Source organism: Variovorax sp. Soil_C_39, from assembly GCF_057656815.1.
In genome coordinates this window covers 246,479-265,851 of the sequence record NZ_JBDGJQ010000008.1, presented here as the reverse complement: position 1 = coordinate 265,851, position 19,373 = coordinate 246,479, and the positions used below count along the sequence as shown (strand labels likewise).

Below are 19,373 nucleotides of genomic sequence, written 5' to 3'. Positions count from 1 at the left end.
AACTCCGTATCCTTTCCTTCTTCTATTGATTCGCGGGGCGCAGCGCTTTCAGCGCCGTGCGCCCGCCCGTTACGATCGCTCCAACTTGGCAGACCTACCTTCCGACCTTTCAGCCGATGCGGTCCCGCCGGGGCAGCAGCCCCCGCTGTGGCGCCAGCTGCAATTGACCGCAGCCGCGCTCGCGTCGATCCGCGCCGGCAGCTCGGGCACCGTCGCGTTCGAGTCCGTCGAGCCGGCCCTGCGCCCGGGCGTGCAGGCGCTCGGCTTCCAGGTGCTGCGCTGGCTCGGCCGCGCCGAGGCGCTGCGCCGCCATCTGGCCAAGCGCACACCGCCGCCGTTGCCCGACGCGCTGTTGTGCACCGCGCTGGCGCTGGCCTGGGATGCGCAGCATTCGCCCTACGAACCCTTCACCCTGGTCGACCAGGCCGTTGAGGCCGCCAAGCGCAACCCTGCCACGCGCGCACAGGCGAGCTTCATCAATGCCTGCCTGCGGCGTTTTCTGCGCGAGCGCGACGAGCTCGTCACCGCCACCGACCATGAGCCCGTGGCGCAGTGGAACCATCCGCGCTGGTGGATCGAGCGTCTCAAGCGCGACCATCCGCGCGAGTGGCAGCGCGTGCTCGCGGCCGACAACGCGCAGCCGCCGATGACCTTGCGCGTCAACCTGCTGAAGACCAGCGTGGCCGCGTACCAGCTGGCCCTGGAGGCGGTCGGCCTGTCGGCCGTGCCGGTGGGCGCCGCCGGCCTGCAGCTCGCACGCGCGCGGCCCGTGCACCAGCTGCCGGGCTTTGCTGCTGGCGAATGCTCGGTGCAGGACGCGGCCGCGCAGCTCGCCGCGCCGCTGCTGCTCGAAGGCATGCTGCCCCCGGCCGGTGCTTCCAGTGCTGCCGCACCGCTGCGCGTGCTCGACGCCTGCGCCGCCCCCGGCGGCAAGACCGCGCACCTGCTCGAGCTGGCCGGCCCCGCGGCCGTCGAGGTCACCGCGCTCGAGGTCGACGCGGCGCGCGCGCGCCGCATCGACGACACCCTCGGCCGGCTCGGCCTCTGCGCCAACGTCGTCGTGGCCGACGCCTCGCGCCCCGCCGCCTGGTGGGACGGCACGCCCTTCGATGCGATCCTGCTCGACGCCCCCTGCACCGCCTCGGGCATCGTGCGGCGCCATCCCGACGTGCGCTGGCTGCGCCGCGAGAGCGACACCGCGCAGCTCGCTGCGCAGCAGGCTGCCTTGCTTGCCGCGCTCTGGCCCCTCGTCCGGCCCGGCGGCCGGCTGCTCTATTGCACCTGTTCGGTGTTCAGGGAAGAGGGTTCGCAACAAATCGATGCGTTCCTTGCGCACAACACCAACGCCCGATTGGCGGCTTCGCCCGGCCATTTGCTCCCCCAAAGCGGGGCGATTGCCCGCGCCGTCCCGGACAATCCCTCAGGTGACCACGACGGCTTCTTCTACGCCCTGCTTGAAAAACAACGCCCGCGCTGAAGTCCGCGGCCGGCGGCGTGCACTGGCGCCCCTGGCCGCGCTGTTCCTGGCCTGGGCGCTGCTGGCGCTGCCGGGCTGGTTGCCGCTCGACGCGGCCGCGCAGGTTCGCGCCGCCCCGACCGTCACGCAGATGCGCCTCGAACAGGCCGACGACGGCGTCTACCTGACCGCCGCGGTGCAGTTCGAGCTGCCCGCGCTGGTCGAGGAGGTGCTCGACAAGGGCATCGCGATCTACTTCCTCGCCGAGGCCGAGGTCGTCCAGGAGCGCTGGTACTGGACCGACCGCAAGGTCGCCCAGGTCACGCGCCACATGCGGCTCGCATACCAGCCGCTCACGCGCCGCTGGCGGCTCAATGTGTCGCCTGTGCCGATCAACGGCACCGCGGGCTTCGGCGTCTCGCTGAACCAGAACTTCGACAGCCTCGCCGACGCCATGGAGGCCGTCAAGCGCGTCGGCCGCCTGCGGCTCGGCGATGTCGCCGACATCGGCGATGAGGCGGCGCACCAGGTCATGTTCCGTTTCCGGCTCGACACCTCGCAGCTGCCGCGTCCGTTCCAGATTGGCGTGGTCGGCCAGGCCGACTGGAACATCGTGGCCGAGCGCAGCGCCCGGCTGCCGGTGGAGAAGCAGCGGTGAGCATCGGCAAGCCGCGCAGCGCCGCAGCGGACACGCCCGCCGCGCGCCGCTCCCGCGCCCTGCGCTGGGCCGTCAGCGTCGGTGCCGCGCTCGTCACCGCCATCGGGCTCGTGCTGATGTTCCTGCTCGCGCAGGCCACCAACAACCGTGCGCTCTACGAGCGCTACTACGTGCGGCTGTTCGGCATCAACGTCGTCGTCGCGGTGCTGCTGGTGCTCGTGATCGGCTGGGTCGCGTTCCGCCTGCTGCGGCGGCTGCAGCAGGGCAAGTTCGGCAGTCGGCTGCTCATCAAGCTCGCGGCCATCTTCGCGCTCGTGGGCGTGGTGCCGGGCGCACTGGTCTACGTGGTGTCCTACCAGTTCGTCGCGCGCTCGATCGAGAGCTGGTTTGACGTCAAGGTCGAAGGCGCGCTCGATGCCGGCCTCAACCTCGGGCGCGCCACGCTCGATTCGCTCTCGGACGACCTCGCCGCCAAGACCCGCGTGGCGAGCGCCCAGCTGGTGGAGGTGCCCGACGCCAGCGCCGGCCTCGCGCTCGAGCGCATCCGCAACCAGCTCCAGGCCAGCGACGTCGCGCTCTGGACGCAGACAGGCCAGCTGGTGGCCAGCGCCGGTACCTCGCGCTTCCAGCTCAGCCCTGAGCGGCCGACCATTCAGCAACTGCGGCAGGTGCGCGCCGACCGTGTCGTCGCGCGCATCGAAGGGCTCGACGAAACCGCCGCACCCGGCGCCAGCCTGCCGCCGGCCAGCGTGCGCGTGCTTGCGATGGTGCAGCGCCCCGGCTTCGACTTCGACACCGCGCCGCGCTTCCTGCAGGTCACGCAGCCGCTGCCGCCCGCGGTGGTCGCCAATGCGCTCGCCGTGCAGGAGGCCAACCGCGAATACCAGGAGCGTGCGCTCGCGCGCGAGGGCCTGCGTCGGATGTACATCGGCACCCTCACGCTGAGCCTCTTTCTGGCGGTGTTCGGCGCCGTGCTGCTCGCGGTGCTGTTCGGCAACCAGCTCGCGCGGCCGCTGCTCGTGCTGGCCGACGGCGTGCGGCAGGTGGCCGCCGGCGACCTGCGCCCCACCGCCGTGCTGCAGGGCAAGGACGAGCTCGGCGGCCTCACGCGCTCGTTCGCCGTCATGACCCAGCAGCTGTCCGACGCGCGCGGCGCCGTCGAGAAGACCATGGGCCAGCTCGACGCCGCACGCGCCAACCTGCAGACCATCCTCGACAACCTCACTTCGGGCGTCATCGTGCTCGACGCCAGCGGCACCATCCTGTCGACCAACCCCGGCGCCACGCGCGTGCTGCGGGCGCCACTGGCTGCCTATGAAGGCATGCCGCTCGCCGGCGTGCCGGGCCTCGCCGAATTCGGCCAGAGCGTGCAGCAGCAGTTCGACGAGTTCCAGGTCGAGCGCCTGCAGCACGGCCTCGACCACTGGCAGCATGCGTTCGAGCTGCATGCCTCCGGCAACGACCTGCCGCCGCACCAGGACAGCGCGATCAACATCGTCGCGCGCGGCGCCGAGCTGCCGGGCGCTGCGCGGCTGCTCGTGTTCGACGACATCTCCGAGATCGTCTCGGCCCAGCGCGCCCAGGCCTGGGGCGAGGTCGCGCGTCGCCTGGCCCACGAGATCAAGAACCCCCTCACCCCGATCCAGCTCTCGGCCGAGCGGCTCGAGATGAAGCTTTCGGGCAAGGTCGCGCCGCCCGAGCAGGCCGTGCTCGTCAAGTCGGTCAAGACCATCGTCGACCAGGTCGACGCCATGAAGCGGCTCGTCAACGAGTTCCGCGATTACGCGCGTCTGCCGGCGGCCGACCTCAAGCCGGTCGACCTCAACGCGCTGCTCGTCGACGTGCTCCAGCTCTACCACGCCGAGAACGCCTCGGTCGCGCTGCACTCCGAGCTCGACGAGCGCTGCCCGCCCGTTCGCGGCGACGCACAGCAGATCCGCCAAGTCATCCACAACCTGCTGCAGAACGCGCAGGACGCCGCCGAGTCCGCCGCCAGCACCGCCGGCCGCGCCGGCGAGGTCGTCATCCGCACCCGCGTCGGCGATTCGGGCCAGCGCGTGCGCCTCACCGTGCAGGACAGTGGCCCCGGTTTTGCCGAGCACATCCTCAAGCGCGCCTTCGAGCCTTACGTCACGACGAAAACTAAAGGTACAGGTCTTGGCCTCGCCGTCGTCAAGAAGATCGCCGACGAGCACGGCGCGCGCATCGAGCTTTCCAACCGCATTGTCGATGGGGCTGTAGCGGGGGCCCAAGTCTCGCTATCATTCGCAATGGCAAGCGGCTCGCAAACAGCGGTCGCTCACACCGAAGATCCGAATTCTTCCGCCACCTGAGCGCCCGCGAACGCCGCCGCGCGCAGGCGGTGGAACGATGAACCGATCGACGGGCGTACCGACACACCTTGCAGATACCGGCGCAGACAACAAGCAGCACTCATGGCAAACATTCTCGTGGTCGACGACGAGCTGGGCATCAGAGACCTGCTCTTCGAAATTCTCAATGACGAGGGCCACAACGTGGAGTTGGCGGAAAACGCCTCCGAAGCGCGCGCAGCGCGCCAGCGTGCCCGGCCCGACCTGGTGCTGCTCGACATCTGGATGCCCGACACCGATGGCGTGACGCTGCTCAAGGAATGGTCGGCCGCCGGCCTGCTGACCATGCCCGTCATCATGATGAGCGGCCACGCCACCATCGACACGGCGGTCGACGCCACGCGTATCGGCGCCTTCGCGTTCCTCGAAAAGCCGATCACCATGCAGAAGCTGCTCAAGAACGTGGAGCAGGGCCTCGCGCGCGAGAACGCCCGGCGCGTGGCCGCCGGCATCGTACCGCCCGCCAGCGGCACCAGCCAGCCGGTCGCGATCACCACCACCGGCGACAGCCTGCTGATGGCCTCGCTCGCATCGGTTCCCGTGCCCGACGCCGGACCGCAGTCGACCCAGAGCTTCGACCTCGACCGCCCGCTGCGCGACGCGCGCGACGGCTTCGAGAAGGCCTACTTCGAGTTCCATCTCGCGATGGAGAACGGCTCCATGACCCGCGTCGCCGAGAAGACCGGCCTCGAGCGCACCCATCTGTACCGCAAGCTCAAACAACTTGGGGTCGATCTTTCAAGAGGCCGCAGAAGCGCTGTATAATTTAGGGCTGCACACCAAGGCCCGGTAGCTCAGTTGGTAGAGCAGCGGATTGAAAATCCGCGTGTCGGTGGTTCGATTCCGCCCCAGGCCACCACTCTTCTAAGCCCTTGATTCTTAACGGAATCAGGGGCTTTTCAGTTGGTGGTGCTTCGTCGGCCCCGCGCTACGCCCGCGTCATCCTCGCCGACAGCGCCGCCTGCGGCAGATACGCTCCCGCCCCACGCAGCGTCTCCACCAGCACCCGCGTGTCGAGGTCGCAGGCCGGCTGCCCGGTCGCGATCGACTGTGCCGCGGCGGTGCCCACCGCCTGGCCCATCATGTAGGCGGCCGACTGGGCGCGGATCGAGCCGTGCACCTTGGTGTCGCTCGAATGGCAGCGCCCCGCGACCCAGAGGTTCTCCGAGCCGCGCGGCACGAGGATGCTGTACGGAATGCCGACGCAGCCGCCGAGGCCGAGATTGTCCTTGCCGTGAAAGTCCTTCATGAAGCGCTCGTACTCGGCCTTCGAGGTGTCGGTCGGATGCACGTCGGTCGGGCGGTTGTACACGGCGATCTGGTCTGCGAACTGGCGGCGGTTGCGAAAGTCCTCGATGCCGAGCTCGAACTCGCCGACGATGCGGCGCGAGTCGCGCACGCCCATCACGGGCGCGGTGGTCAACAGCTCGATGTCGGCGCAGCCCGGCACGTACTTGCGATAGAAGTCGAGGTACTCCACCGCCAGCTTGCGGCCGAACACCATGCCGTCCGACAGGCTGCGGTTCGACAGCGGATTGAGGTTGAAGACATGGCCGGCGTTGAGCGTGGCGGTGCGCTCGCCGATCTTGTTCATGCCGGGCATGAAGCGGTCTTCCTGCGTGAACTGGCCGTCGTCGATGGCCTGCGGCAGCAACTCGCTCTTGGTGCGGTTCTTCACCGCGTCGATGCCGCGCCAGTCGGTGCCGTAGGCCGGGTCATCCCAGTGCATGCCGCCGATCAGCGAGCACAGCGTGCTCGGCGCGACCGAGTCGGTGTCGCGCAGCACCACCTTGCATTCGACGCCCGCAAGCGCGGCGAGTGCGGCATCGCCGGTGGCATCGACGAAGGCCTTGGCCTTCACGTAGCGCAGCCCTTCGACATTGCTGAGCACCACGCCTTCGATGCGCCTGCTGTCGCCATCACCAGCGTACATCTCGGCCTCGACCACGCGCGTGAAGAAGCGCAGCTCCACGCCGGCCTGCAGCGCGAAGTCGTCGAGGATGCGCTTGAGGTGCTCGGGCTTGAAAGGCACCCAGCGGTTGAGCTGCGCATTCAAAAACTCCGGCACCACGTGCGGGCCGAAGGCCTTCTGCGTCCACATGGTCTCGAGCAGTTCCTTCATGAAGCCGCCGACCAGCATGCGCTCGCCGTCGGCCACCGGCCCGAACGACGCCACCAACCCCGAGGTGCCCATGCCGCCCAGACAGCCGGTCGCTTCGACCAGCAGCGTGCGCAGGCCGAGCCGCGCGCCGCACACGGCGGCTGCGGTGCCCGCGGGGCCGCCGCCCGCCACCACGAGGTCGTACTCGGCGTCATCGACCGGGATGCGGCGGGCAAAGGAATGGGTTTTGCTGTCGTTCATGGAAAAAAAGGAAGAAGGATGGAAGGAAATCAGTTGACCGGCGCGCCGAGCGGCTTGGTGATCGCGGCAAAGCGCCGGATCTCGTCCTGGATGAAGGCCTTGAACTCGTCGGGTCCCTGGGGCGCGACGTCGATGCCCATTTCGGCGAGCGCCTTTGCGATGTCGGGCATCGCGAGCACCGCGCCGATATCGCTGGCGAGCCGCTCGGCGATGGCGCGCGGCACGCCGGCCGGCGCGACGAAGCCGGCCCAGTTGACCGCCTCGTAGCCCGGCAGCGTCTCGGCGATGGTGGGCCAGTCGGGGAAGAGCGGGCTGCGCTTCGCGCTGGTCACGCCGAGCACCTTGAGCTGGCCGGCCTTGATGAAGATGTCGGCCGAACTCGCGACCGAGAAGCCCATCGGAATCTGTTTGCCGATGATCTCGGTGTACATCTTGGCCGCGCCGTTGTAGGGCACGTGCTGCAGCTGGATGCCGGCCATGTGGTTGAGCATTTCTCCCGCGAGCTGCGCCGAGGTGCCGATGCCGTTCGAGCCGAAGGAAATGCCATCCGCAGGTGACTTCTTCGCGAGCGCGATCAGCTCGCGGATGTTGCTGGCCGGAAAGTCCGCCGCGGCGACGAGCGCCACGGTGTAGTAGCCCACGCGCGCAATCGGCTGCAGGTCGCGCACGCTGTCGTAGGGCAGGTCCTTGCGCTGCACCGCATTGATGCTGAGCGAACTGCCGAGCAGGCCCAGCGTGTGGCCGTCGGGTGCGGCGCGCACGGTCGCCTGGGTGCCGATCACCACGCCGCCGCCGGGCTTGTTCTCGACCAGCACCGACTGCTTCCAGCGCGCCTCGAGCTTCTCGGCGAACAGGCGCGCCAGCCGGTCGGCCGCGCCGCCGGGTGGCTGCGGCAGGTAGATGCGCACCGGTTTGCTCGGAAATCCCTGGGTTGGTTGTTGCTGTTGCTGCTGTGCGTGCAGCGTGGGTGCGAGCGCGAGCATCGCTGCGTCCTGCAGCAGGCTGCGCCGCGTCGCGCCGTGGCGGGGGGGCATCGTCCTGTCCATTCGTCTTGTCTCCGGCTTGTTCTTCGAGCGAGACCATTGTTCTGCCGCGTTCCCCGCGCCACAAATGAAAAGACGTGTCCAGGCCTTAACCTTCGGTTATGTCCTTCAACGAGCTTTTGCAATGAACCTGCGGCACATGGAAGTCTTTCGCGCCGTGATGCTGACGGGCAGCGTCAACGGCGCGGCCGAGCTGCTGCATGTGTCGCAGCCCGCGGTGAGCAAGCTGCTCGCGCATGCGGCGCGGCAAGTGGGGCTCACGCTGTTCGAGCGCGTCAAGGGCCGGCTCGTGCCCACGCCCGAGGCGCAGCAGCTCTACCAGGAGATCGAAAGCCTATGGCGTGGCGTGGAGCGCGTGCGCGACGTGTCGCGCGCGCTGGCCGAGCCCGAGACTGGAACGCTGCGCCTCGCGGTGTCGGCCAGCCTCGCGTCGTGGCTCGCGCCGCGCGCGGTCGCGCTGCTGTACGAGCGCTTTCCGCGGCTCCGGAGCCGCATCGAGGTGCTGGTCTCGCCGATCATGGTCGATGCGCTGCTCGAGCATTCGGCCGACCTGGCGATCGGGCTGCTGCCCAATGCGCATCCCAACCTGGTGACGGTCAAGAGCTATCAATGCGGCCTGGCCTGTGCGATGCGCGACGACCATCCGCTTGCCGCCAAGGCGGTGATCACGCCGGCCGACCTGCGCGGCCATCGCGTGATCACCTCGCCGGCCGGCACGCCCTATGGCCAGAGCCTGCACCGGGCCTACGGCAAGTCCGCGCCGCAGCTGCGGCTCGACATCGAGGTGCGCTCCGCCACCACGGCCTGCTGGTTCGCCCAGGCCGGTGCGGGCATCGCGGTGGTCGACCGCACCGCGGTGGCGGGCCAGTCGTTCAGCGGGCTGGCGGTGCGCCCGTTCAAGAGCAGCGAAAAGCTCGAGGTGCGCATCATCCGCAACCGCTACCGGCCGATGTCGGTGGTGCAGGCGGCGTTCTGCGCCGCGTTCGAGCGCGTGTGGAGCGAGGCCTTCAAGCCGCAGGCCCCGGCGCCGCGCGCAACGGCACCGGTGCGCTAACCGGCCTGCAAGACCTCGGCCGCGGCGTCCAGCAGGTCGTCGGGATGCAGCATCGACTCGCGGGCCAGCCGTGCGGTCTCGTACTGGTGCAGCGTGGCGCGCAGCCGCGGCGTGGTGGCCAATGCCTTCCATACCGGTGCGAGCGATGTGTGCGGCGGCGCCGGTTCGCCGCGCCCGATGCGCTGCGCAAACGCGAGGCTCGCGGGCTCGCCCAGCAGCACGGCCTTGCTTGCCGCGCTCAGCAGGGCCTGCGGCTGCGGCTCGGCCTGCGCGGGGCAGCAATAGATCACGTGCGGCGGCAGCGCATGGCCGTGCGGACGGAGACGGCGCAGCGAGGCGCCGACGATGTGCGTGGCGCCATCGTCCGACGCGAAGGCATAGGCCGTGCCAGGATCCGCCTGCGCGAGCCGCTGCAGTCCGCGCAAGAGGCGCGGCAGGTCGGCGCTGACGGCCGCGGGCGAGGCCTTGATCTCGGCCAGCAGCACGAGCTCCGCGGCGCCCTGCTGCGCATCGGCGCTGCGCACGATCGCGGCGTCCCATTCTTCCTTGGCCTTGCTCGCTGCGCCCGGAAAGCCGCCCGGCGTGCGCAGGCTGCGGACCACGCGGAAGCTGCCGCTGTCGCCGGCTGCAACGCGTTGGTTCATCAGGTCGGCGATGCCGCGCAGCGCCTGCACGCCGGCATGCTCGGCCATCTCGCCTTCGCGCGCCGAGGCGCGCCCCTGGGCCGCGGCCGCATCGCTGCCGGCCAGCGGGCCGCGCCGCTCGCACAGCGCACGGTAGCGCTGCACGGCGTCGACGCGCAGCAGTTCGTCGCCGCGCACCAGTCGCTGCAGCGCGGCGTTCGCTGCCCGGAGCTCATCGGGCGCGGGCAGGGCCGCCATCGCCTGCGCGAGCTGCGCCCAGTCGCCGGCACCGGCCAGGGCATGCAGCTGCGCCAGCGCGTCGCGCGAGGCACCGGCCGGCATGCGCTGCAGCTTGCCGGGATGGGCCACGGCATCCACGGCGCTGCGCACCGTGCGCAGGTCGGCCGCGCGCTGCCCTGACAGCCGCACATGGTCGCGCACGTCGCGGTCCTGCGCCTGCAACACCGCTGCCTTGAATGCCGGGTCGCCGCGGTCGGGCGCAAGCGCCTCTTCGATGAGGCGGGCCAGCGCGCGTGTGAAGAGCGCCTCGGCCTGCGCGGGCGAGGGCAGCTGGCTTTCGCTCGCGGTGCGCACGGCCGCAATCGCAAAGGCCAACGCCGTTGCGGGGCCGGCCGCCTCGGCGGCTTCGGCATTGGCCGGCAGCGGCGGCAGGCGGAACCTGCGCGGTGCCGCCGCCAGCGCGGCCAGCAGAAGGGTGTCGAGTGGCTGCTCCAAGATCGGTCCGGAAGGGCTGAGGGCTGGCAGGCCGGGAAGAAAAAATCCCGGAACCGGAAGCATCGCACGCGCGGTGGGCCCGGCAACGCGGGGGGCTTCCGTTGCTGCTTCAAACAGACACTTTTTGGTTACACTTCGGCCTCCCATGCGCGCACGCCGCTCCTTCCTCCATCGCCAGGCCACCATGCTCCTCATGGTGTTCTCGCTGCTGTTCGCACAGCTGGCGCTGGCGGGCTATGCCTGTCCGACCGAGGCCGAGGCTGCGGCAGCGATGGAACTGGCGATGGCCTCGGGCGAACCCTGCCAGGGCACCGACACGGCGCAGCCGGTGCTGTGCCACCAGTACGACGCCGACATGTCGCTGTCCTTCGAGCCGGTGAAGGTCGCCACGCCGTCGCTGCCGGCCATCGTGCAGGTGCTGGCGCTGCCGCTCGTGCTGGCCGCCGAAGGCGATGCGCTGCCGGCACAGGCGCGGCCCGAGGCGCAACATCCACCGCCCGACCCCGTCTTTCTCGCGACCCGCAGACTGCGGGTCTGACACCTCCGTCGACTGACCGTTGCCGGCGCGGCATGTTCGCGCGCCGGCGAATGCCTCATTCGTCCACGGAGTTTTCATGTCCTTTTCTCTTTCGCGCGCGGCCGTCCTGGCCGTGGCGCTGCTGCCGGGCATTGCGCCGGCCGCACCCTTGTCGCTCGAGGCTGCGCTGCAGCTCGCGAGCCGGCGCTCCGAAACCGCCCGCGCCGCCGAGGCCGGCCTTCAGAGCGCCACCGAGGCCGCGCATGCCGCGGCCCAATTGCCCGATCCCACGCTGAGCCTGTCGCTGCAGAACCTGCCCACCGAGGGCGACAGCCGTTTCCACACGGCGCGCGAGCCGATGACGATGAAACGCATCGGCATCCGCCAGGAGTGGGTGTCCGCCGACAAGCGCGCCGCGCGGCAGGCTGCCGCCGATGCCTCGGTCGGGCGCGAACGGGTGCAGTTGCGGGCGGCCGCCGCCGACACCCGGCTGCAGACCGCGCTCGCGTATGTCGATGCCTTCTATGCCGGCGAGACGCTGAAGCTCGCGATGCTGGCCCAGCACCACGCCCATGAAGCCGTCGAGGCCTCGCGCGCGCGCCTCGCCTCGGCCGCGGCAAGCAGCCAGGAGGTGCTGGCGCTCGCGGTGGCGAGCGGCGGGGCGGAAGACGGCGTGGCCGAAGTCCGGCAGCGGCAGGACGCCGCGCGCATCGCGCTGCAGCGCTGGACCGGCGTGCCGCCCGATGCGCTGGCGGCGCCGGGCGTCCTGCCGACCCTCGCCGAAGAGGCCTATGTGGCGCGGCACCCGGCCGTGGCCGCGATGCGGCGCGAGGCCGAGGTGGCCGCGCGCAAGGCGGCGGCCACCGCTTCGGAGCGCGCACCCAACTGGACCTGGGAACTCGCCTACGGCCAGCGTTCCGGACGCGCCGACATGGTGTCGGTGGGCGTGAACATTCCGCTGCGCCTCGCGCCCGCCGAGCGCCAGGACCGCGACACCGCGGCCAAGCTGGCACTGGCTGGCAAGGCCGAGGCCGAACTGGCCGAAGCGGTGCGCGCGGCGCGTACCGAATACCGCACGCTGCAGGCCGATGCCGAGCGCCTGCGGCAGCGCATCGCGCGTTACCGCACGGCCGCGCTGGCTCCGGCGCAGCAGCGCATCGCCGCGGCCACCGCGGCCTACGGGGGCGCCCAGGGCAGCCTCGCGGCGCTGTTCGAGGCGCGCCATGCCGAGGTCGAGGCCGGGCGCCGGCTGCTTGCGCTCGAGCGCGAATTCGCGAGAACCCAGGTCCAACTGGCCTTCCGGCCGATCGATGCCGAGGAGGCGCAATGAACACCCAAGACAACCAGAACCAACCCAACGGCAAGCGCAACCGCGTCGTGGGCCTGTCGCTCGTCGGCGTGCTGCTGCTGGCATCGGGCGGCGCCTTCTACCTGGGCCGCCGCACCGCCCCGCCCGCGGAGGCGCCGATGGCCGCTGCCGCAGCGCCCGAGGCCGAAGCCGCTGCCATGCCGGACGAACGCAAGGTGCTCTATTGGCACGACCCGATGGTGCCCGGCCCGCGCTTCGACAAGCCCGGCCCGTCGCCGTTCATGGACATGCAGCTGGTGCCCATGTATGCCGACAACGGCGACGCGGAGGGCGGCGTGAAGATCAGCCCCGCCGTGCAGCAGAACCTCGGCATCCGGGTGGCCGAGGTGCGGCGCGTCGAGCAGGCGTCGACCTTCGATGCCGTGGGCACGGTGCAGTTCGACGAGCGCCTTGTCGCCGCGGTGCAGACCCGGGTGGCCGGCTATGTCGAGCGGCTTTCGGTGCGCGCGCCGATGGAGCGCGTGCGAAAGGGCCAGGCGCTCGCGACGGTGTTCGCGCCCGACTGGCTCGCGCCGCAGAACGAGTGGCTCGCGCTGCGTCGCGCGGGTGCACCGGCCGAGTTGGTCGCGGCGGCCCGCGAGCGCCTGCAGGCCCTGTCGATCCCGGCCGACCTGGTCCGGCAGAGCGAGAAGGCCGGCACCGCGCAGGCGCGCTACGTGATCGCCGCGCCGGTCGACGGTGTGGTGGCCGAGCTCGGCGTGCGTGAAGGTGCCGCGGTCACGCCCGGCATGACGCTGTTCCGCATTGCCGGCCTCGGCAAGGTGTGGGCGGTGGCCGAGATTCCCGAAGCGCAGGCGGTGCGCCTCGCGCGCGGCCAGAAGGCCACCGCCACGCTGCAGGCCGACGCATCGCAGTCTTTCGAGGGCACGCTCGACGAGATCCTGCCCGAGATCCAGCCGGCCTCGCGCACCCTGAAGGCGCGCTTCGAGGTCGCCAACACCAGCGGGCGCCTGGTGCCCGGCATGCTGCTGCGGCTTGCGCTGTCGGGGCCGTCCGTCAGCCGGCTCGTGGTGCCGACCGAAGCGGTGATCCGCACCGGGCGGCGCGCGGTCGTGATCGTGCGCAATGCGAGCGGCGCCTTCGCGCCGCGCGAGGTGACGCTGGGCATGGAGGCGGGCGATGACACCGAGGTGCTGTCGGGCCTGGCCGAGGGCGACCAGGCGGTGGCCAGCGGCCAGTTCCTGATCGACTCCGAGGCGCGGCTGCGTTCGGTGCTTGGCAACATGGCGGCGCCCGCCGCTTCGCCGCCCGAGGGAGAGAAGCGATGATCGCGGCCCTGATCCGCTGGTCGGTCGGCAACCGCTTCCTGGTGCTGATCGCCACCGCCTTCCTCGTCGCGGCCGGCTGGTGGTCGGTGGTGCACACGCCGCTCGACGCGCTGCCCGACCTGTCGGACACGCAGGTGATCATCCGCACGCCGTACCCCGGCAAGGCACCGCAGGTGGTCGAAGACCTCGTCACCTATCCGCTGACCACCACCATGCTCAGCGTGCCCGGCGCCAAGACGGTGCGCGGCTATTCGTTCTTCGGAGACTCCTTCGTCTACGTGCTGTTCGACGACGACACCGATCCCTATTGGGCGCGCTCGCGCGTGGTGGAATATTTGAACCAGGTGCAGAGCCGGCTGCCCGCGGGCGCGAACGCGGCGCTCGGCCCCGACGCCACGGGCGTGGGCTGGATCTACGAGTACGCGCTGGTCGACCGCAGCGGCACGCGCGACATCGGCCAGCTGCGTGCGCTCAACGACTGGTTCCTGCGCTTCGAACTCAAGACGGTGCCCGACGTGGCCGAGGTCGCGAGCATCGGCGGCATGGTGCGCCAGTACCAGGTGGTGCTCGACCCCGACCGCATGCGCGCGTTCGGCATCGCGCAGCAGACCGTGGTCGAGGCGCTGCAGAAGGCCAACCAGGCCGTGGGCGGCTCGGTGGTGGAGGCGGCCGAGGCCGAGTACATGGTGCGTTCGCGCGGCTACCTGCGCTCGCTCGACGACTTCCGCACCATCCCGATCGCACTGGCCGGCAGCACGCCGGTGCTGCTGCGCGACGTGGCGAGCGTGCAGGTCGGCCCCGAGATGCGCCGCGGCATCGCCGAGCTCGACGGCGAGGGCGAAGTCGCAGGCGGCGTGGTGATCATGCGCTCGGGCAAGAACGCGCGCTCGACCATCGAGGCCGTGAAGGCGCGGCTCGAAGCGCTCAAGCCGGGCCTGCCGCCCGGCGTGGAGATCGTCACCACCTACGACCGCTCGCTCCTGATCGACCGTGCCGTCGACAACCTGCGCGGCAAGCTGGTCGAAGAGTTCATCGTCGTCGCGCTGGTCTGCGCGGTGTTCCTGTTCCACCTGCGTTCGGCGCTGGTGGCGGTGGTGGCGCTGCCGATCGGCGTGCTGGCCGCGGCCATCGTCATGCACTGGCAGGGCGTCAATGCCAACATCATGTCGCTCGGCGGCATCGCGATCGCGATCGGCGCCATGGTCGACGGCGCGATCGTGATGGTCGAGAACCTGCACAAGCACATCGAGGCCTTCGAGGCCGCCGAGGGGCGCGTGCCCGACGCGGCCGAGCGTTGGCGGCTCGTGGCGGATTCTTCGGTCGAGGTGGGGCCGGCGCTGTTCTTCTCGCTGCTGGTGATCACGCTGTCGTTCGTGCCGGTGTTTTCGCTCGAAGCGCAGGAGGGGCGGCTGTTCTCGCCGCTGGCCTTCACCAAGACCTACGCCATGGCGGCGGCCGCGGGCCTGTCGGTCACGCTGATCCCGGTGCTCATGGGCTACCTGGTGCGCGGTCGCATTCCGCACGAGGCCTCGAACCCGGTGAACCGTGTGCTCATGGCCGCCTACCGGCCCGTGCTCGAGCTGGTGCTGCGCTTTCCCAAGGGCACGCTCGTGATGGCGGCGCTGTTGCTGGCCTCGACGGCGGTGCCGCTGTCGCGGCTCGGCGGCGAGTTCATGCCGCCGCTCGACGAGGGCGACCTGCTCTACATGCCGTCGGCGCTGCCGGGGCTGTCGGTCTCGAAGGCGGCCACGCTGCTGCAGCAGACCGACCGGCTCATCAAGACCGTGCCCGAGGTCGAGCGCGTGTTCGGCAAGGCCGGCCGCGCCGACACCGCCACCGACCCGGCGCCGCTCGAGATGTTCGAGACCACGATCCGCTTCAAGCCGCGCTCGGAATGGCGCGCAGGCATGACGCCCGAGCGGCTGGTGGAAGAGCTCGACCGTGCGGTGAAGGTGCCGGGGCTCACCAACGTCTGGGTGCCGCCGATCCGCAACCGCATCGACATGCTGGCCACCGGCATCAAGAGTCCCGTCGGCATCAAGGTGGCGGGCACCGACCTGGCCACCATCGACGCGATCGCCACGCAGATCGAGGCCGCGGTGAAGGACGTGCCCGGTGTCTCGTCGGCGCTGGCCGAGCGGCTCACCGGCGGGCGCTACATCGACGTCGAGGTCGACCGGCTCGCGGCTGCGCGCCACGGGCTCTCGGTGGCCGACGTGCAGGCCGTGGTCGCCACCGCCGTCGGCGGCGACAACGTCGGCGAGGTCGTGCAGGGGCGCGAGCGCTATCCGATCAACGTGCGCTACCCGCGCGAATTCCGCGATTCGCTCGAGCGCCTGCGCGACCTGCCCTTCGTGACGCCGCGCGGCGCGCAGCTGCTGCTCGGCGACGTCGCGAAGATCGAGGTCACGCAGGGCCCGCCGATGCTGCGCAGCGAGAACGCGCGGCTCTCGGGCTGGGTGTACGTGGACGTGCGCGGCCGCGACCTGCGCTCCGCCGTCGGCGCGATGCAGGCCGCGGTCGACAAGGCGGTCCAATTGCCCGCGGGCTATTCGGTGTCGTGGTCGGGCCAGTTCGAGTACCTCGAGCGCGCGACCGAGCGGCTCCAGCTCGTCGTTCCCCTGACGCTCGCGGTGATCTTCGTGCTGCTCTATCTGCTGTTCCGCTCGTTCGGCGATGCCGCGCTCGTGATGGCGGCGGTGCCGTTCTCGCTGGTCGGCGGCTTCTGGCTGGTGTGGGCCATGGGCCACGCGGTCTCGGTGGCCACGGCGGTGGGCTTCATCGCGCTCGCGGGCGTGGCGGCCGAGTTCGGCGTGGTGATGCTGGTCTACCTGCAGAACGCGCTCGCGCGGCGCCTCGAGGCCGGCGAACCGATGAACCGCGACACGCTGCTCGAGGCGATCCGCGAGGGCGCCGTGCAGCGCGTACGGCCCAAGGCGATGACGGTTGCGGTGGTGATGGCGGGGCTGCTGCCGATCCTCTGGGGCAGTGGCACCGGCTCCGAGGTGATGACGCGCATCGCGGCGCCGATGGTGGGCGGCATGGTCACCGCGCCGCTGCTGAGCATGCTCGTGGTGCCGGCGGCGTGGTACCTCATGCGCTGCCGCGGCCTGCGCGCGGCGCGCCTGGACCGGGCCTTGAAACTGCACGCGCCCGTCATGGAGTGAGTCGATTTGTCCCTTGCGCGATCCGCGCAGGGGGCGAAGAATCGCGTCCATCCGGAGCCGGAGCGGACGCGACCTTCGCCTACGCCGCCTTCCGGTGAACCCGCGCCCTGCGCGGCCGCGTGCGATGTTGTTGTCGTGGCGGCCGTCGGGGTTCACGGAAAGGTACAGCTGCATGGATGCCCTCCTGCTCGCGCGGATCCAGTTCGGTTTCACGATCTCGTTCCACATCATCTTTCCGGCGCTCACCATCGGGCTGGCCAGCTACCTGGCGGTGCTCGAGGCGTTGTGGCTGCGCACCAAGCGCGAGGTCTACATCGACCTCTACCAGTTCTGGATCAAGGTCTTCGCCGTGGCCTTCGGCATGGGCGTGGTGTCGGGGCTGGTGATGGCCTACCAGTTCGGCACCAACTGGAGCAACTTCTCGCGCTTTGCAGGCGGCGTCACCGGGCCGCTGCTCGCCTACGAGGTGCTCACGGCCTTCTTCCTCGAAGCGGGCTTCCTCGGCGTGATGCTGTTCGGGCGCGAGCGCGTGGGGCCGGCGCTGCACTTCGTCTCCACGCTCGCGGTGGCGGTCGGCACGCTGGTCTCCGCGACCTGGATCCTGGCCTCGAACAGCTGGATGCATACGCCCCAGGGCCACGAGATCATCGACGGGCGCGTGGTGCCGGTCGACTGGTTCATGGTGATCTTCAATCCCTCGTTCCCCTACCGGCTTGCGCACACGGTGGTCGCCTCGTACATCGCGACCGCGCTCATGGTGGCGGGCGCCGCGGCCTGGCACCTGCTGCGCGGCAACGACAACACGCGCGTGCGCACCATGCTGTCGATGGCGCTGTGGATGCTGCTCGCCGCGGCGCCACTGCAGGCGGTCATCGGCGACCAGCATGGGCTCAACACGCTCGAGTACCAGCCCGCCAAGCTGGCCGCCATCGAGGGGCATTGGGAGCGCACGCCCGAAGGCGAGGGCGTGCCGCTGATCCTCTTCGGCTGGCCCGACATGGCGGCCGAGACCACGCGCTACGCGATCGAGATACCGCGCGCGGGCAGCCTGCTGCTCGCGCACAGCTGGGACGGGCAGATTCCCGCGCTGAAAGACTTCGCGCCCGAGGACCGGCCCAATTCCACCATCGTGTTCTGGACCTTCCGCGTCATGGTCGGCCTGGGCGTGCTGATGATCGCGCTGGCGTTCTGGGGCCTCTGGCTGCGGCGCGGCGCGCGCGTCTATGCAAAGCGGGGCTTCCTTCGCTTCGCGCTCGCGCTGTCGCCGGCCGGGCTGGTGGCGATCCTCGCGGGCTGGTACACGACCGAGATCGGGCGTCAGCCCTGGATCGTCTACGGCCTCATGCGCACGGCCGATGCGGTGTCGCCGCAGCATTCGACGGCGCAGGTCGGCTTCACGCTGCTGCTGTTCGTGGTGGTGTACTTCGTGGTGTTCGGCGCGGGCACGGCCTACGGCCTGCGGCTGATCGCCAAGGGCCCCGCCGGCGACGAGGCCGAGCGACCGCCGCGCGGCGGACCGGGCGCACCGCGCACCCCCGCGCGACCGCTGTCGGCCGCAGCCGAGGAAGAAGACCACGCCGCCGCCAGCGCGGCGCACCACACCGAGGACGGCCGCCATGGGCATTGATCTCCCCCTCATCTGGGCCGTCATCATCCTGTTCGGCATCATGATGTACGTCGTGATGGACGGCTTCGACCTCGGCATCGGCATCCTCTTTCCGTTCCTGCCCGCCAAGGAAGACCGCGACGTTCTGATGAACACCGTGGCGCCGGTCTGGGACGGCAACGAGACCTGGCTCGTGCTCGGCGGCGCGGGGCTGCTGGCGGCGTTTCCGCTCGCGTACGCGGTGATCCTCAGCGCCTTCTACCTGCCGCTGATCCTGATGCTCGTCGGGCTGGTGTTCCGCGGCGTGGCCTTCGAGTTCCGCTTCAAGGCGCGCCCCGGGCGGCGGCGCTGGTGGGACCATGCCTTCATCGGCGGCTCGGTCACCGCGGCCTTCTTCCAGGGCGTGACGCTCGGCGCCTTTCTCGACGGGCTGCCGGTGGTCGACGGCAACTATGCGGGCGGTCCGTTCGATTGGGTCTCGCCGTTCTCGTTCTTCACCGGCGCCGCGCTGGTGGCGGCCTATGCGCTGCTCGGCGCGACCTGGCTCGTGATGAAGACCGAGGGCCGGCTGCAGACGCGCATGCGCACGCTCGCGCGGCCGCTGGCCTGGCTCATGCTGGCCGTGATCGTCGCGATCAGCATCTGGACCCCGCTCGCGCACGAGGCGATCGCGGCGCGCTGGTTCAGCTTTCCGAACCTGCTGTGGTTCGCGCCGGTGCCGACGCTGGTGGCGCTCGTCACATGGCAGTTGCTGCGCACGCTGCGCGGCGAAGGTCATGCGGCGCCGTTCGTGCTCACGCTGGCGCTGCTGTTCCTCGGCTACACCGGGCTCGGCATCAGCCTGTGGCCCAACGTGATCCCGCCCGACATCAGCATCTGGCAGGCCGCGGGCCCACCGCAGAGCCTGGGCTTCGCATTGGTCGGCGCCTTGCTGATCATTCCCGTGATCCTGATGTACACCGCGTGGAGCTATTGGGTGTTCCGCGGCAAGGTGCGCCACGGCGATGGCTACCACTGAGCGCCGCTGGCTGCGCCGCTTCGGTTGGCTGTTCGCGATCTGGCTCGCGAGCGTGGGCAGCCTCGCGCTCGTCGCGCTGGCCTTTCGCTGGGTGATGCGCGCCGTCGGGTTGACGGCGTAGCCGC

Annotated in this window: 15 protein-coding genes and 1 tRNA gene; 13 read left to right on the top strand and 3 right to left on the bottom strand. The window is 70.4% G+C overall.

What is annotated here, in order from left to right:
* The first annotated feature begins 85 nt into the window (after window positions 1–85).
* The 5 genes from rsmB to AC3A6J_RS20790 all read left to right on the top strand — a co-directional run bounded on the left by rsmB (window position 86) and on the right by AC3A6J_RS20790 (window position 5,345).
* Window positions 86–1,477: a 16S rRNA (cytosine(967)-C(5))-methyltransferase RsmB gene (gene rsmB / locus AC3A6J_RS20810; protein ID WP_487861880.1), complete on the top strand. Its 1,392-nt coding sequence runs from the start codon at window positions 86–88 to the stop codon at window positions 1,475–1,477.
* The gene (locus AC3A6J_RS20805; RefSeq protein WP_487861879.1) at window positions 1,455–2,114 is read left to right on the top strand and encodes a DUF4390 domain-containing protein; all 660 of its coding nucleotides are present in this window, start codon (window positions 1,455–1,457) and stop codon (window positions 2,112–2,114) included. The genes rsmB and AC3A6J_RS20805 overlap by 23 nt, the downstream gene beginning before the upstream one ends.
* The gene (locus AC3A6J_RS20800) at window positions 2,111–4,447 is read left to right on the top strand and encodes a sensor histidine kinase (RefSeq protein ID WP_487861878.1); all 2,337 of its coding nucleotides are present in this window, start codon (window positions 2,111–2,113) and stop codon (window positions 4,445–4,447) included. Before AC3A6J_RS20805 ends, AC3A6J_RS20800 begins: the two co-directional genes overlap by 4 nt.
* 102 nt (window positions 4,448–4,549) lie before the next feature.
* Complete coding sequence (locus tag AC3A6J_RS20795) at window positions 4,550–5,251, top strand: response regulator (RefSeq protein ID WP_487861877.1); 702 nt, start codon at window positions 4,550–4,552, stop codon at window positions 5,249–5,251.
* An 18-nt stretch (window positions 5,252–5,269) separates the two neighbouring features.
* Window positions 5,270–5,345 (top strand) — tRNA-Phe (locus AC3A6J_RS20790).
* A gap of 69 nt (window positions 5,346–5,414) precedes the next feature.
* Here AC3A6J_RS20790 and AC3A6J_RS20785 read toward each other — a convergent pair.
* Together AC3A6J_RS20785 and AC3A6J_RS20780 are read right to left on the bottom strand one after the other, a co-directional pair.
* Window positions 5,415–6,848 (bottom strand): FAD-dependent oxidoreductase, encoded by a 1,434-nt coding sequence (locus tag AC3A6J_RS20785; RefSeq protein WP_487861876.1) that lies wholly within the window; start codon window positions 6,846–6,848, stop codon window positions 5,415–5,417.
* Between the two features lie 29 nt (window positions 6,849–6,877).
* The gene (locus AC3A6J_RS20780; protein ID WP_487861875.1) at window positions 6,878–7,882 is read right to left on the bottom strand and encodes a tripartite tricarboxylate transporter substrate binding protein; all 1,005 of its coding nucleotides are present in this window, start codon (window positions 7,880–7,882) and stop codon (window positions 6,878–6,880) included.
* 133 nt (window positions 7,883–8,015) lie between these two features.
* Between AC3A6J_RS20780 and AC3A6J_RS20775 the strand changes: the two genes are divergently transcribed.
* Window positions 8,016–8,945, top strand: a complete 930-nt coding sequence (locus AC3A6J_RS20775) for a LysR substrate-binding domain-containing protein (RefSeq protein ID WP_487861874.1) — start codon at window positions 8,016–8,018, stop codon at window positions 8,943–8,945.
* On the opposite strand, the gene AC3A6J_RS20770 is transcribed toward AC3A6J_RS20775, so the two are convergent.
* Window positions 8,942–10,303: a hypothetical protein gene (locus tag AC3A6J_RS20770; protein WP_487861873.1), complete on the bottom strand. Its 1,362-nt coding sequence runs from the start codon at window positions 10,301–10,303 to the stop codon at window positions 8,942–8,944. The two genes, AC3A6J_RS20775 and AC3A6J_RS20770, sit on opposite strands and share 4 nt — an antisense overlap.
* Before the next feature lie 145 nt (window positions 10,304–10,448).
* Here AC3A6J_RS20770 and AC3A6J_RS20765 point away from each other — a divergent pair, with 145 nt between their 5' ends.
* From AC3A6J_RS20765 to AC3A6J_RS20735, 7 genes are all read left to right on the top strand, one after another.
* Window positions 10,449–10,841 (top strand): hypothetical protein, encoded by a 393-nt coding sequence (locus AC3A6J_RS20765; protein ID WP_487861872.1) that lies wholly within the window; start codon window positions 10,449–10,451, stop codon window positions 10,839–10,841.
* A gap of 76 nt (window positions 10,842–10,917) precedes the next feature.
* Complete coding sequence (locus AC3A6J_RS20760; RefSeq protein WP_487861871.1) at window positions 10,918–12,150, top strand: TolC family protein; 1,233 nt, start codon at window positions 10,918–10,920, stop codon at window positions 12,148–12,150.
* The gene (locus tag AC3A6J_RS20755) at window positions 12,147–13,457 is read left to right on the top strand and encodes an efflux RND transporter periplasmic adaptor subunit (protein ID WP_487861870.1); all 1,311 of its coding nucleotides are present in this window, start codon (window positions 12,147–12,149) and stop codon (window positions 13,455–13,457) included. The genes AC3A6J_RS20760 and AC3A6J_RS20755 overlap by 4 nt, the downstream gene beginning before the upstream one ends.
* Window positions 13,454–16,624, top strand: coding sequence for an efflux RND transporter permease subunit (locus AC3A6J_RS20750; protein WP_487861869.1), 3,171 nt, complete (start codon window positions 13,454–13,456; stop codon window positions 16,622–16,624). The genes AC3A6J_RS20755 and AC3A6J_RS20750 overlap by 4 nt, the downstream gene beginning before the upstream one ends.
* Window positions 16,625–16,796: 172 nt before the next feature.
* Window positions 16,797–18,251, top strand: a complete 1,455-nt coding sequence (locus tag AC3A6J_RS20745) for a cytochrome ubiquinol oxidase subunit I (RefSeq protein WP_487861868.1) — start codon at window positions 16,797–16,799, stop codon at window positions 18,249–18,251.
* Window positions 18,241–19,248 carry a cytochrome d ubiquinol oxidase subunit II gene (cydB, locus tag AC3A6J_RS20740; RefSeq protein ID WP_487861867.1) on the top strand — a complete coding sequence of 336 codons (1,008 nt, stop codon included), beginning with the start codon at window positions 18,241–18,243 and terminating at the stop codon, window positions 19,246–19,248. Before AC3A6J_RS20745 ends, cydB begins: the two co-directional genes overlap by 11 nt.
* The gene (locus AC3A6J_RS20735; protein ID WP_487861866.1) at window positions 19,235–19,369 is read left to right on the top strand and encodes a DUF2474 domain-containing protein; all 135 of its coding nucleotides are present in this window, start codon (window positions 19,235–19,237) and stop codon (window positions 19,367–19,369) included. The genes cydB and AC3A6J_RS20735 overlap by 14 nt, the downstream gene beginning before the upstream one ends.
* Window positions 19,370–19,373: the final 4 nt, after the last annotated feature.